Consider the following 16,062-nt stretch of genomic DNA (forward strand, 5'->3'; position numbering starts at 1 on the left):
CGGGAGTCGAACCGCTGGGGGCTTTCGAGGTGGTAGAAACTCCAGAGTCAGTCGATTCAGCACGAGGTTTTTCCCTGCTTCAAACCAAGAAATCCCATATGTCCGAATTCGCGTTCGAGGTGGCCCTCTGTGCCCTCCTTGAGCGCGAGCGAGACGAGATTATCGCCCGTCAGCTCGGCGCAAGCGTCCACGGGCGGCGCATCATGGACATCGTCTGTGTCGAACCCGGCCCCGACTTCGCAAAACGGGTGGCCATCACGCCCCACGAGATTCCCGACGCGGCCATCGAGAGTCGCGCGGGAGTCGGGCAAGCCCGCTATTACCGAAACTGCTTCGACATGCACCCAGACCGGGCACGAAGCGTCGCAGAGCGCGCCATCGAGATTGGGTTTTTCGAGCGTGTGCGCCAGGGGTCGCGCCTCTACGTTCGGCAGACGGCGCGGTATCCCGACGAGTGGTTCGGCAAGTTGGTGGGAATCGAGAACAAGCCCGACCTCGCCGTGCCGGGTGACTTGGAACTCCAGTTGCGCAAAGACGTGTCCCTCGGCGTGTTCGACGAGGTGATTCTCGCCACCGAATCCTACGTCACCGGCGCGCATCTGAACCGCATCCCTGACGAAGTGGGTGTGTGGCGGTTTCGACCCGAAACAGGGGGCCTCGAAGTCGTCCGGGAGCCGACGGCACTCGACCCCGCCGCGTCGGGTGTCGATATCGTCGATGAGTACGCCGGGCGAACCGATATGCGGGTTGCGACGGCGGCAGAAAAGGCGCGACTCCGCCGTCGGATGGCCGAGCGCGCGTATGGCAAAGGCTGGCGAAGTTTCGACTTGCCGCCGTGCGTCCATGGGGCAGCAAAAACGGTTTCAGGGGCCGATGGCATCCCCTACTGCGAGTGGAAAGAGTCAGTGGTGAATCCGGCAGAAGAATGCGGCCCGGCGTGTCCGGGCTACGAACCCGCAGACCCGCCGGAGATCGACATCGAAGCCGTCCGCGACAGGCGGACGCCGTGGGTCGCGAATCCAAAAGGCCCGCGCACCCAGAGCGGCCTTGACCGGTTTCTATAGCTGATAGCGCTCGCCGTCGATGGCGAGCGGGTCTTCGAATGCCTCTTCGACGGGGTAGTAGTGGGCGATGTGGACGAGGCGGGTGAGTTCTGCGTTCAACTCGTTGCCGAGGGCAATCGCCCCCTCGCGGGTCATGTGTTTCGACCCGAAGGTGCGCGGATTCCCGTCCTCATCGTGGTGGTCGCCGCCAGCCGGGTGGTGTTCTGAGAGGTGGCCGGGGACGATGCCGTCTGCAAGTAAGAGGTCAGGGTCCGCGAGCAACTCACGGGACTGTGTGGGCATATCGAAGCTCGTATCGCCGGAAATAGAGAGCTTCGCGCCGGTCTCTGGGTCTTCGACGACGACGCCGTAACAGAGCAGCGGCGGGTGGTCAACCGGGACGAACGTTACGTCGAACCCACAGAGACGCTGGGTCTCGAAGGGCAGAACGTCGTGGACGGTGACGGCGCGCAGATAGTCGAACTTCTGTCGAATCGTCTCGGCGACGCTCTCGCCGGTGACGGGGTCTATCTCCGCACCCGCGTACACTGGCAGGTCAGAGAGCAGGCGATAGGCGTTCCCGAGCCCGTCGACGTGGTCGAAGTGGATGTGGGTGATAAGCGCCACGTCCGGGAGCGGGAGGTCGTTCGTGAGAAACTGGTGGCGAAAGTCCGGGCTCACGTCTACGAGCAGCGTTTCGTCGGTGCGTTCGTTGTAAACGTGCACGGAAAAGCGACTGCGGTGGACGCCGCGCTCCCGGGCCTCCTCGCAGGTATCACAGCCACAGTTCGGGGTGGGCGTCCCCGTCGTGTCGCCGGTGCCAAGGAGCGTGACCTGCATCAGTCGTGACTGTGGTCGTGATCGTGGTCGTGGTCGTGGTCTGAATCGGACCCGCCGGGCATGTCGCTGCCGCCCGCGATGAGCGCGTCGTGGTCGCCGTTCATCATGTCTAAGTCTTTCAGCGTGTCGCGCTCCTCGAAGTCGGTGATGGCGTCTAAGAGGTCTTGTTGGGTGAGCACCATTCGCTCTTCGGTCAGCGCTTCGAGCACGGCTTCGCGCATCACGAGCCGGAGGTCACTCCCGGTGAGACCCTCGGTGAGTTCTGCGACCTCGTCCGGGTCGAAGTCCACAATCTCCATGTTGCGAGTGATGAGCCAGAGGATGTCAGAGCGCATCTGCCGGTCTGGTTTCGGGAAGTTTACAATCTCGTCGAAGCGCCGCCACGCCGCCGCGTCGAGTTGGTCTGGGTGGTTCGTCGCGCCGATGAGGAGCACGTCGTCTTGAATCAGGCTGATGTTGTCGATGGACTTGAGCAGGGTGTTCACCGCACGCTTGATGGCGGCGTGTTCGTCCGACGCCCGCGTTTTGGCGACGAAGTCGAACTCGTCCATGAACAAGACACACGGCGAGAGGCGCTTTGCCACCTCGAACGTTTTCTCGACGTTTTTGGCCGTCTCACCGAGGTACTGGCTCGTAATCATCGAGAGTTTGACCTCGACAAAGGGCAGGTCGAGTTCGTGGGCGAGCGCGCGCGCCGTCGTCGTCTTCCCGGTTCCCGGTGGCCCGACGTAGAGGAGCTTGCCGATTTCGCGGAGGCCGATTTGGGCGAGGTAATCGCGGTGCTCGATGGCCTTCATAATCTTCAGGATCTCACCTTCTTGGTCTGCGGTGAGGACGAGGTCATCGAGACTCATGTCGATTTCTTCGGGCGCGAGGATGTCCACGAGGTCGAGCATCTCCTCTTCTTCCTCGCTCTCGAAGTACTCCTCTAAGAGGCTGTCAATCCAGACGCGGTCTGCGCGCAGGGGACGGTTCTGTGCCCGGGAGTGTTCGTAATCGAGGTCTTCCACCTCGTCTTCGAACGTGGCGGCGAGGGTGGGGACTTCCATGATGCGCTCTGGGCCGGCGCGGTCGAGATACCACTGCTTTGCGAGGTCGACTTCGGTGAGCTTGATGACCTGATTGAAGTCATCAAAGTCGGTGAACATCAGACCCGAGACCGCCTCCCACGGGTGTTCGACGCCGGTGGCCGCGGCGGCCTTTTTCAGGGTCGACGGAAGCGGGCGCTCGATACCCTCCTCACCCCAGAAAACCCGGCGATAGCGGGGTGGCAGGTCGTTCTCGTCGCGGTCGCGGTCTTGGTTGTAGAGATGTGTCGTCAACAAGAACTCAACGACGGAAAGCTCCGGGCTGCTCATTCTCGGGGGATTAAGGGGGCGAGTGGCATAAGACCGTCGAACGGTCTCAATAAACTCAGCACACTCGCACTGTGGGTTCGCGTGCCTTTAACAAACACCAAGCCCCTACGTACTCACATGGCAGACACCACTCCCGTCATCGTACAGGCGCTGAGAACCCCGCAGGGGAAAGACGGTGGCGTGTTCGCAGACGTCCGCGCAGAAGACCTCTCGATTCCACTCATTAACGAGATTCTCGCGCGAACGAATCTCGGCGGCGACGAGATTGACGACCTCATGTGGGGCTGTGCCCAACAGCGCGGCGAGCAAGGCAACAACATGGCGCGCGTCATCGCCCTGCTCTCGGAGCTCGGCGAATCCGTCCCGGCGACGACCATCAACCGCTGGTGTGCGTCCTCGATGCAGGCGGTCATCTCCGCCTCCGACGCCATCCGCGCCGGTCAACGCGACGCCATCATCGCCGGCGGCGTCGAAAGCATGTCGCGTGTCCCGATGGGCGGCAACACGCACAACACCCATCCACGGATGAACGACCTGTACAACGTCGCAGAACTCGACATGGGCATGACCGCAGAGAAGGTCGCAGAGGAGTACGACATCACCCGCGAGATGCAAGACGAGTTCGCCGCCCGCAGCCAGCAACGGGCCGTCGAAGCCACCGAATCTGGCCGCTTCGAAGACGAAATCGTCCCCATCGACAACGGCGAGGAGAAGATCACGAAAGACGAAGGTCTCCGCCCGGGGACGACCGCCGAAAAACTCGCCGGACTCCCCACCGTGTTCAAGGCAGACGGCACGGTCACACCGGGGAACGCCTCACAGATTTCAGACGGTGCGTCCGCCTTGCTCATCACCTCGAAGGCGTTCGCAGAAGAACACGACTTAGATATCCTCGCAGAGGTCGGCAACAACAACGTCGCGGGCGTTGACCCGACCGTGATGGGCATCGGTCCCGTCCCCGCAACGCGCGGCCTGCTCGAACGCTCCGGACGCGACATCGACGAGTACGACCTCGTCGAAATCAACGAAGCGTTCGCAAGCCAGTGTGTCTACTCTGCGAACGAACTCGGCATCGATCAGGACATCCTCAACGTAAACGGCGGCGCAATCGCCATCGGCCACCCGCTTGGGGCGAGTGGCGCACGGCTCCCGGTCACCCTCATCCACGAGATGATAAAACAGGACGTAGACCTCGGCCTCGCCACCCTCTGTGTCGGCTTCGGTCAGGGTGCGGCCATCGAGTTCAGCCGGTAGAGCCACACCGACCGCCGCGTTCGAATATTTTTCTGCGCTCGACACCGCCACCCTGTGCGCCCAGCATGCGCGTGTTCACATTTCACGGGCCACCACGCACGTCGCGCCAGCGAGCGAAATTCACACGTTCAGTCAGAAGAGCGCGGTGAAACTGGACAGAATATGTGTTAAAACAGTATAATCGCCATTGTAAACCGAACGTGCGTCGGCAAACCCAAGATATAATTTTAGATAAGAAACAATTATCGTTTTATTGCTGGCGTCAGCCACACTCTAGCGTGCAATACTATCGTTGCGTCAGGCTATTCGCCGATTTATTTGATAAATGTATGATTCTCAAGGGTGCGGGTGAGGGTCAGTGAACGGCCCTGCTGTTGGGTGGGGTGAGGGCGGTGTCCAGCCCGGTGAATGTGGCGGTGTCACGGTGAGCGATGACTGAGAGGCAGGTGTGATGAAACCGGACACGGGGCGTGCCGGAATCATCCTTGCTGGGGGTCGGTCGAAACGGTTCGACCAGCGAGACAAAGCGACGGCGACCCTCAACGGTACGCCGCTCGTCTGCTACGTCGTAGAGGCGCTCGCGCCAGTAGTTGACGAGGTCATCATCAACTGCAGACGACCCCAATGCGACGCGATTGCGGCGGCGATAGGCGACCGGTCCATCCAGTTTGCAGAAAACCGGATTCCAGACCGCGGCCCCGTGGCGGGACTGCAGACCGGCCTCCACGCGACGACGGCGAAGTACGCCGCGGTCGTGGCCTGTGATATGCCCTTTATCGCCGCCGGATTCTTGAACTTCCTGTTCGCGCAGGCGAACCACCGGACGGGGGCGGTGGCCAAAGTACGCGGACGCATCACCCCCCTCCCTGCGGTCGTCCACGTCCGGGCGGCCCAAGCCGCCTGCAGACAGGCACTCACCGAGCGCGACGGGCGACTGTACGACCTCATCGCCCTGCTCGACCCGGAGGTGGTCTCAGAGCAAAGCACCACCGCCCACGCCGGGCCGGATGCCTTCTGGAACATCGACACGCGGGCGGACTTACAGGGGGCGAGTGAGCGGGTCTGACCGCCGGCGTCACAATCGTTATCGCCCGCGCTCTCGAAGCGCCGCTATGCACCTTTCGGGCTACGCCCACGAACCCGGACGCCACTGTGGGTCGACCTCGCTTCGCAATCTCTCGTCCTACTACGACTGGGGCCTTTCTGAAGCCGAAAGCTTCGGTCTCGCTTCGGGACTCGGCTTTACCTACCTCCACATCTCTGACTCACCCTACCGCATCTTTCTCGGCCGCCCCCTCTGGATGGAGTCGGCGTTTTTCGCAAATTGCGACATCCCCCACATCGAACGCGAGGGACAAGAAAAAGCCGACGCGTGGGCCGCCGTCGAAACCGCCATCGACGCCGACAAGCCGGTCATGGCGTTCGTCGATTTGTTCTATCTCAAGTATTACGGCACGGACACCCACTTTGCGCCCCACATCGTCCTCCTCGTGGGATACGACGAGGAGTCGGTGACGATTTCCGATAGTGAGTTCAGCGAGGTGCAAACCGTCTCCCGCGAGGATTTCGAGCAGGCGTGGACCTCGCAGGCGATGGTGCCCCTCTCCCGGCGGTACATCGTCGTCACCGACCCCGAACCACGCGCCTCACTCGAAGACGCAGGGCGGCACGCAATCCAGACGACGGTTGCGTACATGCAAAACCCAGACACCTCGCCGTGGCCCCTCGGTGACGTTTCCGCGACCCACGGACTCGCCGGGATTCACGAGTTCGCCGCAGAACTCCCCGAATTCACAGCCCTTGGAGAGTTGGCCCAAGTCACGTGGACGGCGCGCTTTGCCTACCAGATGGTTGAGCGCCGGGGAACCGGCGGCGGGTCGTTCAGACGGCTCTACGCCGGATTTCTCGACTCGATGGCCGACGTGCTCCCTGAAATCTCCACCAGTCACGGCGAGCGAATGCACGAGATTGCCGACGACTGGACGGCGGTTGGCGAGAAGTTCAAAACCGCGAGCAGGGCAAAGAGCGAGGCTGAGTTACACGAGCAGTTTGTGGAGATTGGCGACGACGTTGCCGACCTCGCGGCGAAAGAAGACGCGCTCGTCGAAGCCCTCGACACCGCGCTCTCGGAGTGAGCAAGAAACGAACGAAAACCGCCGACTCAGTCGTGCGGGTGGAACGTCTTGAGCGCCTGGCGGACGGACTCTTTGCGCCCGAGCAGCGTGACGTGGTCGCCGTTTTGGAGGGTGAAGTCCTCGTCTGGCATCTGGTTTTTCCCGTCACGGCTGACGAGTGCGATGAGGACGCCGTCGGGGAGTTCGACGTCGATTTCGCCGATGGTCTTGCCCACGAGGTCCTCTGCCGTGACTTCGGTCTCTTGGACGTCGCCAGAGCGCCCGATTTCGGTCATCCAGTTCGAGAGCGCGGGCCGCTCGATGAGGTTGTCGAGGGCGTAGGCGGTTGCGAGCGCCGAAGAGATGGTGCGCACGCCGAGTTCCTCGAACGCATCGACGTTGTCGGGGTTGTTCGCGCGCGCCATGATGCGGTCGATGCCGAACTTCGAACTCGCCAGTTGCGAGACGAGCAGGTTCACGTCGTCGTCGCCGGTGGCGGCGACGATGGTTTTGGCGTTGTCCGCCCCCGCAGAGCGCAACACGTCCGTATCGGTGCCGTCGCCGTTGTGGACGGTATAGCCCGCGTCGCGGGCTATTTGGAGCACCGAGCTGTCTTGTTCGATAATCACTACATTCTCGCCACGGTCGACTAGGCGTTCGGCGAGCGCGCGGCCCACCTTTCCGCCGCCGACGATAATTACACGCATTGGAATCACATCCAGATATTCTGCGATGTACCGAGCGAAGCCACCCTCGAACACAACGGTCATGAGGATGACCAGAAACACCGTGCCGACAAGCACGGTCGCCGCCTCGTCTAAGCCCTGTGCCTGCAGTTCAACGGCGAACAGCGTCGCCACGGAGGCGGGGATTATCCCGCGCGGGCCGACGAAGCTCATGAACAACTTTTCGCCCTGCGTAAAGCGGTCACCTCGCGTCGAGACGAACACGAGTATCGGGCGGATGATGAGCGCGACGGCGAACACGACGACGAGGCCGCGCACCCCGAGTCCGAGCAGCGTCTCGAAGTCGAGCAGCGCCGCGAGGGCGATGAACACGAACGACAACACGAGCAGCGTGATGTCGCCTTTGAACTCGGAGATTTGCTCCTCGTAGGGCACGTCCGTGTTGCCGAGGAGGATGCCCGCGGTTGCGACCGCCGCGATGCCCGCCTCCGTGCGGACGGCGTCCGCGGCGGCGAAGGCCACGAGTGCCCCCGCGAGCGTGAGCAGCCGGGCGTTTTGTGGGGCGTTCGCGGGAGAGAGGTCGACGTACCGGAGCAGGTACCAGAGCACCGCGGCGACCACCGCACCGACGATCATCCCGACACCGAGGCGTTCGATGAACAGTTGCACGAATTCGAACGGCGTTGCATCGCCGACGAGGAGAATCTCGAAGACGACGACCGCGATGATAGCCGCCGTCACGTCGTTTACAATGCCCTCGGTTTCGAGCGCCGTCGCCACGCGGTCGCGGACGGGGACGACGACGAGAATCGGGGCGATGACCGTCGGCCCGGTTGCGACCAACAGCGCGCCGACGAGTGCGGCGACCGTCCACGACACGCCGAGAGCGACGTGGACGATGGCCGCGGTTCCGGCGAGGGCGATGGCCGCCCCGACGGTGACGAGGCGAATGGTCGCGGCCGGAGCCTCCCGGAGGTTGTTAATCCGTAGGTGAAACGCCCCCTCGAAGACGATGATGGCCACGGAGAGGCCGACAATCGTCGAGAGGCCGCTGCCGAACGATTCGCGGGTGACGAAGCCGAGTCCCTCCGGCCCGAGGAGGATTCCCGAGGCGATGAGGAAGATGATACTCGGCACCCGGAATCGATCTGCGAGCACCTGCGCGCCGACGCCGATGCCGATGATTGCGGCGACGAGCGGAATCAACGAGCCGCCTTCTGCCACAGTGTTTCCTCCATTAGTCGCGGTAACGGACGGACGAGTGATAAGCGCACCTCTTCGCGTGGCCACTAATCGGCAGACATCGCCGCTACATTGGTCTCAGCACGCGCCAAAGCCAGGTGATATGTTTCCGAACCATCTGTTATCCTGGCCTACGCGTCGCGCGAAAGCGCCAGCAACACGCCGGTGACGTTCATCGGAATCTCGTCGCGGGCCTTGCGTTCGCCCCAGAGTTCATCGAGGTCGGTGGTTTCGAGGAAATGGTCGATGACCGCCTCATCATCGCCAAGGTCGGCTTTCGCGGCGGACACGTCATCGACCCACTCGGTGAGAACGTTCGCGTAAGTCTGGAGCCGATCGTCGGTCGCCGCCGGACCGAAGTGGGCGTAGAGCAGCGTCGATGGCTGGAGGGCGTCGATGAGCTTCACGTCCGCGAGACACTGCGCTAAGTCGAAGTTTGGCGGCGGCGAGGTGACGAGCACGCGGTCTGCGTCCTGATGGTAGATGCCTGCGGCGTCGGCCGTGAACACGGCGTCGTTTCGGGGGTCGTGAAAGACGACCTGGTGGGGGGCGTGGCCGGGGGCGTGATGGACGCCGAGAGTGTGGTTCCCGAGGTCGATAACGTCGCCGTCGGTGAGTTCGAGGATGCGGTCTTCGGGGACGGGTTTCGGTTCTGCGTAGAACTCCCACGCGTCACCGACGGCCATTTTGGTGCCTTCGACGAGTCGAGAGGGGTCAACGAGGTGGCGCGCGCCAATTTTGTGGATGCCGACCGTCGCGTTCGGGAGGGCGTCTGCGAGGTAGCCCGCGCCGCCCGCGTGGTCTAAGTGGACGTGGGTCGGCAGGATGTATTCGACATCCTCGCGGGCGATGTCGAGTTCTGCGAGGGCGTCTAAGATGTTCTCATAGCGCGTGCCGATGCCGGTGTCGATGATGGCGGGATTGTCGGCGTCGAGGATGTAGACCGCGCCGTACTGGGGCGTGTCGTACATCCCCGTATCGATATAGTAGAGGTCAGAACAGTTGCCGGTCGTCACTTCGTAAACGTCACCAATTCCCATACGCGACCCACGGGCCGGAATAGAAAAAGCTCTCGGGGGTGAGAGCGACACGGTTTTGCCCCGGCGTCGTGAACCCTCGGCCACGAATGCTTGGGAGGCGATACCTTCGTGAGCACGCAAAAGAGGTCAGCGACGCTCTCGTCGCACGCGGGATGGCGAACGACGTGGACCTCGACTACGTGCTTGATTTAGACGAGCAGTGGCGCGACCTGAAAAGCCGCGGGGACGACCTGCGACACGAGCGCAACGAGGTGTCCAGTCAGATTGGCCAGCTCAAGCGCGAGGGACAAGAGAAGGCCGCCCAAGAGTGCATCGACCGCTCCAGCGAACTCAAAGAAGAGTTAGAGAGCATCGAGTCTGCCGCGGATGACCTCGAAGGGAAACTCGAACAGGAACTCTTAGAGTTCCCGAACGTTCCCCACGAGAGCGTCCCGGTCGGGGCCACTGAGCGAGACAACGTCGAAGAGCGCCGCTGGGGCTTCGACGACCGTCGCATCCTCCCGGCCTCCATCAAACCGCACTACGAACTCGGCGAGGAGTTAGAGATTATCGACGAAGCCCGCGGCGCGAAGGTCGCTGGCTCCGGCTTCTACTTCCTCAAAGGCGACGGCGCGCGCTTAGAACACGCGCTCATCCAGTTCATGCTGGACGTCCACCGCGAGCAGGGTTACGTGGACGTGATGCCGCCGATTCCCGTCTCCAGTGAGTCGATGACCGGTACGGGCCAACTCCCGAAGTTCGCAGACGACGCCTACAAACTCGAAGGCGAAGACCTCTGGCTCTGCCCGACGGCGGAGGTGCCCGTCACCAACATGTACCGAGACGAGATTCTCCTTGACGAGGACCTCCCGCTCAAACATCAGGCCTTCACGCCGAACTTCCGGCGGGAAGCCGGTGAACACGGGACGGAAACCCGCGGCATCGTCCGCGTCCACCAGTTCAACAAAGTCGAGCTGGTGAACTTCGTCCGCCCAGAAGAGAGCTACGACCGCCTAGAAGGCCTGCTCGGCGAGGCAGAAGAAGTCCTCAAACAACTTGGCCTGCCCTACCGCATCCTCTCGCTGTGTACCGGCGACCTCACCTTCGCCTCCGCGAAGACCTACGACATCGAGGTGTGGGCCCCCGGCGACGACATGGAAGACGGCCCCGAAGAAGGCGGCCGCTGGCTCGAAGTCTCTTCAGCATCTAACTTCGAGGAGTTCCAAGCCCGCCGCGCCGGACTGCGCTACCGGCCGGAACGCCACGGCTCGGCTGAGTACCTCCACACGCTGAACGCCTCCGGCCTCGCGCTTCCGCGCGTGCTGGTCGCGGTGCTCGAATACTACCAGAACCCGGACGGCACGGTCACCGTCCCCGAAGCACTCCGCCCGTACATGGGCGGCCAAGAGGTCATCGAGGGCCACGAACCGGTCGGCGAGGCAGCCCTCGGCGCGGGCAAGCGCGACTGACGGCCCCACTGCTTTTCGTTTTTCGGGACGTGCGTCACGACGATGGTTCGCCTCGGCGACCTCCTCGAACTAAAATTTCTGCTCCTCGGGCTTGCCGTGCTCTTTGTGGCCGTCGAATACGCCACGAGCGATTCCGAACTGCTGGCGCGCCTCGCGCTGTTATTCGCGCTCGCCTTCGTGGTTGCTGGCGCATTCGCTCACTACGCGCGTGACGCACTTTGAAAAAAGAGTGAATCGCGCCTACTCGCCGGGGTTGTAGACCCAAATCATGTTGTTGTCGTGAAGGCCGGAGTCTTCGCCGATGATAACGCGGCCGTCGTCCATCACGACCAAGTTGTCCGGGTTGGCGATGGTGTTGTCAGGGTCTTGATCCTGACTGCTGAAGGTTGCGAATCCGTCGTTTTCTTCGTTTTTCGGGTTGTGCGCGCAGTCTTGACAGGCGTTATTCGCAGAGTCAGGGCTGGCGTCGTACGGACAGCCGCCACAGACGTTCGCGTTCGGGCCGCCGGTGACGACGGGTTCCATGCGCGAGACGTCGTAGTCAGCCCCGAGTCGCATCCGGTACACCGCGCCGTACTCGTTGTCCGCGAGTTGAATCTCGCCCTCGTCGTCTGCCATCGTCTTCGTGACGGCGGACATGGCCATGTAGAGGTAGTCGCCGGGCCGGGCGTCGCGCTTGATGTTCACCCCCTCCATCTTGCGGAACTCGGCGGTTGCGCCGACGGCCTCTGCCGCCTTGCGCGATTCGAGGAAGGCAACACGGTCGTCGTCGGCCTCGCCGCGCGCCCACGCCTCGATTTCCGCGTCGGTGATGTAGGAGTTCTCGCCGGCGACGTAGTCGTCTTGGGTGATGCCATCGTACTCGGCAATCCACGCCTCGATTTCGTCGGTGCTGCCGTGGGCGAGTTCGAGCCAGTCGAGGTCGAAGCCGACCGTGTTGTAGTCGGTTCCCCTGTCCTGGCTGGCTTTCGCAGCGTAGAGCGTGCCCGCGGTGAGGTCGCCCGGCACGTCTGCGACGAACTTGAAGAACACCGTGCCTGTGCCGTCGTCGCTCAGGTACACCGTCCGCTCGTCGGGCATGACGACGGAGTTCTCGTGGGAGAATCGGCCCATCGGCGTCAGCTTTTGGGGGGTTGGGTCGTCGCTCTCTGGCTCCGTAATCTCCACGATGTAGCCGTAGCGGTACGGATTCGGGTAGTAGCCGAGGTGGGCTGCGAGATTTTCGACGCCGTCTATGTAGCCGTAGTCCGAATTGTTCCAGTCTGCGGTGTTGTCGAAGTAGAGTTCCTCCGAGGTGAGCGGCGTGTTCCACGGTGAGACGGAGCCAAAGCAGTTGACCCACGTCCCCTCGACGCCGGAGAAATCGACGTTCATCCGGTCGACGACTTCGTAGTGGTTGCCACGCTGTTTGAGGTGGAGTCGGGTCATCGCGCCGGGACGGGCCTCCCAGTTGGTGAACAGGTAGCCCTCGCGTCCCGGTGTCCGTCCCCGGCCTGAAGGTTCCACGGTGGTCGCCGGGACGAAGCCGTTGAAGTCGGGGTTCATCCCTTCGGTGAGTGGTTCGCCCTCGGGCGACGTTGGAATCCCGAGCAGCTCGCCGTTCGAGAGCGTCTCGCCACCGTGGGCAAGGAACTCGTAGCTGCCGCGAGCGGTTCTGACCTGCTCGCGCTGCGATTCGTTTTTCGGGAGTTGAACGCTCTCGAAATCCTCGGGGAGGTTGTGCATGTTGAACCCGCACAGGTGGCCAACGGCTCCCTGCTGGTATCCTTCGTGGACGTCGTTTTCCTCGGATGGGTGCTGGACGTTGAAGAACAACTGTCCACCCGCGGTGAGAAACAGGCCGGTGATTTCCGCGCCTTTCACGGTCGTCGCAAACCGGTTGAGCGTCGGCCCATCGTCGTGGTCGTGGTGCTCGCCGCGAGCAGCCTGTGCACTCTGTGCGTAACTGCCCATGGCCGCAAGCGCGCTTGCGAGCATGAGGTTCCGTCTAGAGAAGTTGGAAGGCATCCACGGAACACTGCGGAGTTTAATACAATAATTGTTGCTATTAAATATATAGTTTAGACAATAGTGAAAATAATTCGTAGAGGGCTCAATAGTCCTATTGTTCAGTCAGGCGAGATGCCACCTGCGTGGTGTAGGTCGTGATGGCGCTGATGCGTGCTTCGCCCTCGTGAACGTCCACGAATTTGAGGAGCCTCTCGTCGTCTGCATCTCTGAGCGTCCCTCGGACGGCGAGTTCCGACTCCCCCACATACACCGCCTCAATATCGTGGCGCGTTTCGGTGAGCGGGCGCTCGTCACGCATGAATGAAATGAACGCCTCGCGGCCGCGAAGCGTCTGGTCTGGCCGGTCGTGAACGAACTCGGGGGTGAGGAGTTCTTCGAGCTGGTCGTAGGCTCCCTCGTCTACGGCGGCGTAAAAGGCGCGGGCAGCGTCCTCGTGCATGGTCGTCACTCGGGGTGCGGAACCAAAGAAGGTGTACGTTTGGCTGTAACCTGTGAACACTCTCGCCCGCAAAAGAGGCGAAGTGACACAACGGGTATAGCCGAACGTACCGGGCGAGGTTACTGCTCGTCGACGTAGAGGAACCAGTCGTCGTGGGCGTCGGTGCGGCGTTCGACGAGGTCAAAGAAGGCACTCTGGAGTTCCTCGGTCACGGGGCCGCGCGACCCGTTGCCGATGACGACGTTATCGACCTTGCGGATGGGCGTGACTTCCGCCGCACTGCCGGTGAAGAACAGTTCGTCTGCGGTGTTGAGTTCGCCCCGGGAGATGGTCGCGTTGTCGTGGACGGTGTAGCCCTGCTCACGCGCGAGGGTGATGAGCGTGTTGCGCGTGATTCCGTCTAAGATGCTCTCTGCGAGGCCGGGCGTGAAGATTTCGCCGTCGCGGACGAGGAAGATGTTCTCGCCGGGGCCTTCTGCGACGTTGCCTTCTTTGTTGAGAACGACGGCTTCGGCGTAGCCGTTGCGGCGGGCTTCTTCGCCCGCGAGCAGGCTGTTGACGTAGAGGCCCGTCGTTTTCGCGTTGGTCGGAATCTGGCTCGAAGAATGCTTGCGCCACGAGGAGACCATCACTTCGACGCCGTTTTCTAAGGCGTCGTCACCGAGATAGGTGCCCCACGGCCACGCGCCGATAGCCACGTCAGTTGGGCAGTTACGCGGACTCACGCCGAGGGAATCGTAGCCGAAGAAGGCAATCGGGCGGATGTAACACGATTTGAGGTCCTGGCGTTTGAGGAGTTCGATGGTCGCGTTCGTGAGTTCCTCGCGGGAGTGTTCGATCTCCATGTTGTACGGTTTCGTGGAGTTGTAGAGGCGGTCTAAGTGCTCCTCCCAGCGGAAAATTGCGGGGCCATGCTCGGTGTCGTACGAGCGCACACCCTCGAAGACGCCCGTCCCGTAGTGGAGGCCGTGGGACATGACGTGAATCTTCGCGTCGTCCCAGTCGACGAACTCGCCGTTCATCCAAATCGTATCGATGTCCATGTCTGCAAAGCCACTCATACACCGAGAAATGGACGCCACCGGTATAAAGACTCAGAAACCCTCACCATCATTTCTCGTGGTTGAGAACCGCGAAAAGGAGCCGACTTAGAGCTCTGAGACGAGGCGTGCGCCTTCGATGTACGGGAAGCCGTGGCGCTCTGCGTAGGCGCGTGCATCCGCAGGCGAGAGTGCCTTGCCCGTCTCGTCGTCGAGCATCTCACAGACCACGACGGCGGGGGCGACGCCCGCGGCGTCCGCGAGCGCAATCCCGAGTTCGGTGTGGCCCTTGCGCTCTGCGAGCAGGCCGGGCGCGGCGCGAAGCAGGTGGACGTGACCGGGTGCGCGGAACTCGGCGGCGAAATCGACGGCTGCCGTGTCCGCGGCGGCCCGCCCCAGTTTCGAAATCGTGAGCGCGCGGTCTTCGTCGGTGATCCCAGTGAACGTGTCGCGGTGGTTCACCGTGAGCGAGAACGACGAGCGCTCGTCGTACCCGAGGTCGTGGGCGGCTGCGATTGGGTGGTCGAGCACGTCTTGGAGGAATGGCAGCGCAAAGTCGTCTGCCACCGCGTCGGAAACTGCCACGCAGACGAGGCCGCCCGCGTCGTTTCGCATCCGAGCCACGTCGCTCGGAGCCACGCTCGCGGCGGGGTAGACGAGGTCCGTTTCGCCTTCGCGGTCTGCGGCGTCGTGGATGAGCACGGGGCCACCGGCTTTGAACGCCGCAATCACGCGGTCTAAATCGCTCGCAGTTTGGGCCATCAGTTGTCCTCCACGACGTGAACGGTGACGAGATCGCCATCTTCGAGGCGTAATTCGTCACGGAGCTTTGTGGCCGCAATCAGTTCGAGTTGGTCTTCGTCGTGGTGGGTGCGCTCTGGGGCGACCACGTGGACGGGCGCGTATGATTCACCGTCTGCCGTTTCGATGCTCGCAGAGTAGCAGACTGCGGGGCCGTAGGTTCGCTCGTCGTCCTCCCAGCCGTCGATGGCGATGGGGTCGAGCGCGTGGAGGCCAGAGCGCGCACGCACGCTCTCGTCAGTGAGACTCACGTTCAGCGTGCCGGGGAACGGTTCGTAGCCGAGCCGAGAGACGAACTGTTCGTGGTAGCCGGGCAGGGAGATGTAGTGGCGGCCTTCACCCATGCCACCGGTGACGGTTCCGGCGAGGTCGATTTGGGTGTCCTGTTCGAAGATGCGTCGATAGTCGGCGAATTCGCGGCGAAGCGCGCGCTCGCCAGCGTCGGTAATCGAAATCCACTGGCCGTCGCTCACGATTTCGCGGTCGATGAAATCCGCTTCCTCAAGACGCTGGAGGCGACGAGAGGCGGTTTGATTCGAGGCGTCGAGGCGGGCGGCGAGATTGGCACAGGAGGCCTTCACCTCGCCGGAAAGCGCACCATCAAGGGCGAGGAGTTTGAGTGTTGCGAGGGCGTCGTGCCCGATTTCGAGCCGTGCGATTCCAGACATACCTGAGAATTCTCTCTCGCCAGAGATAAGTATAACGGAAGTGGAAAGCATCTCAGAAATGAGATGGGTGGCGCACCGA

General features: G+C 62.4%; 15 protein-coding genes. 6 read left to right on the forward strand and 9 right to left on the reverse strand.

The annotated features are described in order from the left end of the window. The first annotated feature begins 98 nt into the window (after window positions 1-98). Window positions 99-1,064, forward strand: coding sequence for a DUF5787 family protein (locus V5N12_RS00875; protein WP_332897265.1), 966 nt, complete (start codon window positions 99-101; stop codon window positions 1,062-1,064). On the opposite strand, the gene V5N12_RS00880 is transcribed toward V5N12_RS00875, so the two are convergent. Both V5N12_RS00880 and V5N12_RS00885 read right to left on the reverse strand, forming a co-directional pair. Then, window positions 1,059-1,883: an MBL fold metallo-hydrolase gene (locus tag V5N12_RS00880; RefSeq protein ID WP_332897266.1), complete on the reverse strand. Its 825-nt coding sequence runs from the start codon at window positions 1,881-1,883 to the stop codon at window positions 1,059-1,061. The genes V5N12_RS00875 and V5N12_RS00880 overlap by 6 nt on opposite strands. After that, window positions 1,883-3,241: an ATP-binding protein gene (locus V5N12_RS00885; protein ID WP_332897267.1), complete on the reverse strand. Its 1,359-nt coding sequence runs from the start codon at window positions 3,239-3,241 to the stop codon at window positions 1,883-1,885. The genes V5N12_RS00880 and V5N12_RS00885 overlap by 1 nt, the downstream gene beginning before the upstream one ends. A gap of 117 nt (window positions 3,242-3,358) precedes the next feature. Here V5N12_RS00885 and V5N12_RS00890 point away from each other — a divergent pair, with 117 nt between their 5' ends. The 3 genes from V5N12_RS00890 (at window position 3,359) to V5N12_RS00900 (ending at window position 6,630) form a co-directional block, all read left to right on the forward strand. Further along, window positions 3,359-4,495 (forward strand): thiolase family protein, encoded by a 1,137-nt coding sequence (locus V5N12_RS00890; protein WP_332897268.1) that lies wholly within the window; start codon window positions 3,359-3,361, stop codon window positions 4,493-4,495. A 451-nt stretch (window positions 4,496-4,946) separates the two neighbouring features. After that, a complete protein-coding gene (locus V5N12_RS00895; RefSeq protein ID WP_332897269.1) occupies window positions 4,947-5,561 on the forward strand; it encodes a molybdenum cofactor guanylyltransferase in 615 nt (204 codons plus the stop codon). Between the two features lie 46 nt (window positions 5,562-5,607). Further along, window positions 5,608-6,630, forward strand: a complete 1,023-nt coding sequence (locus V5N12_RS00900) for a BtrH N-terminal domain-containing protein (RefSeq protein ID WP_332897270.1) — start codon at window positions 5,608-5,610, stop codon at window positions 6,628-6,630. 26 nt (window positions 6,631-6,656) lie between these two features. Here the strand turns inward: V5N12_RS00900 and V5N12_RS00905 are convergent, their stop codons facing one another. Both V5N12_RS00905 and V5N12_RS00910 read right to left on the reverse strand, forming a co-directional pair. Further along, window positions 6,657-8,519 (reverse strand): cation:proton antiporter domain-containing protein, encoded by a 1,863-nt coding sequence (locus tag V5N12_RS00905; RefSeq protein WP_332897271.1) that lies wholly within the window; start codon window positions 8,517-8,519, stop codon window positions 6,657-6,659. A gap of 149 nt (window positions 8,520-8,668) precedes the next feature. Next, complete coding sequence (locus V5N12_RS00910; RefSeq protein ID WP_332897272.1) at window positions 8,669-9,577, reverse strand: MBL fold metallo-hydrolase; 909 nt, start codon at window positions 9,575-9,577, stop codon at window positions 8,669-8,671. Window positions 9,578-9,663: 86 nt separating this feature from the next. On the opposite strand from V5N12_RS00910, the gene serS reads away from it, so the two are divergent. Then, on the forward strand, window positions 9,664-11,025 hold the full coding sequence (serS, locus tag V5N12_RS00915) for a serine--tRNA ligase (RefSeq protein WP_332897273.1): 1,362 nt from the start codon (window positions 9,664-9,666) through the stop codon (window positions 11,023-11,025). A gap of 42 nt (window positions 11,026-11,067) precedes the next feature. Further along, complete coding sequence (locus V5N12_RS00920) at window positions 11,068-11,247, forward strand: hypothetical protein (protein ID WP_332897274.1); 180 nt, start codon at window positions 11,068-11,070, stop codon at window positions 11,245-11,247. Window positions 11,248-11,265: 18 nt separating this feature from the next. Here the strand turns inward: V5N12_RS00920 and V5N12_RS00925 are convergent, their stop codons facing one another. From V5N12_RS00925 to V5N12_RS00945, 5 genes are all read right to left on the reverse strand, one after another. Next, window positions 11,266-13,032: a PhoX family protein gene (locus tag V5N12_RS00925; protein WP_332897275.1), complete on the reverse strand. Its 1,767-nt coding sequence runs from the start codon at window positions 13,030-13,032 to the stop codon at window positions 11,266-11,268. Window positions 13,033-13,126: 94 nt separating this feature from the next. After that, window positions 13,127-13,474: a nuclear transport factor 2 family protein gene (locus V5N12_RS00930; protein ID WP_332897276.1), complete on the reverse strand. Its 348-nt coding sequence runs from the start codon at window positions 13,472-13,474 to the stop codon at window positions 13,127-13,129. Between the two features lie 119 nt (window positions 13,475-13,593). Next, a complete protein-coding gene (locus V5N12_RS00935; protein WP_332897277.1) occupies window positions 13,594-14,535 on the reverse strand; it encodes a branched-chain amino acid transaminase in 942 nt (313 codons plus the stop codon). Window positions 14,536-14,622: 87 nt separating this feature from the next. Further along, window positions 14,623-15,276, reverse strand: a complete 654-nt coding sequence (ribB, locus tag V5N12_RS00940; RefSeq protein WP_332897278.1) for a 3,4-dihydroxy-2-butanone-4-phosphate synthase — start codon at window positions 15,274-15,276, stop codon at window positions 14,623-14,625. Further along, complete coding sequence (locus V5N12_RS00945) at window positions 15,276-15,983, reverse strand: DUF120 domain-containing protein (protein ID WP_332897279.1); 708 nt, start codon at window positions 15,981-15,983, stop codon at window positions 15,276-15,278. The genes ribB and V5N12_RS00945 overlap by 1 nt, the downstream gene beginning before the upstream one ends. Window positions 15,984-16,062: the final 79 nt, after the last annotated feature.

It is taken from the genome of Haladaptatus sp. CMSO5 (assembly GCF_036689885.1).
Classification (GTDB): domain Archaea; phylum Halobacteriota; class Halobacteria; order Halobacteriales; family Halococcaceae; genus QDMS2.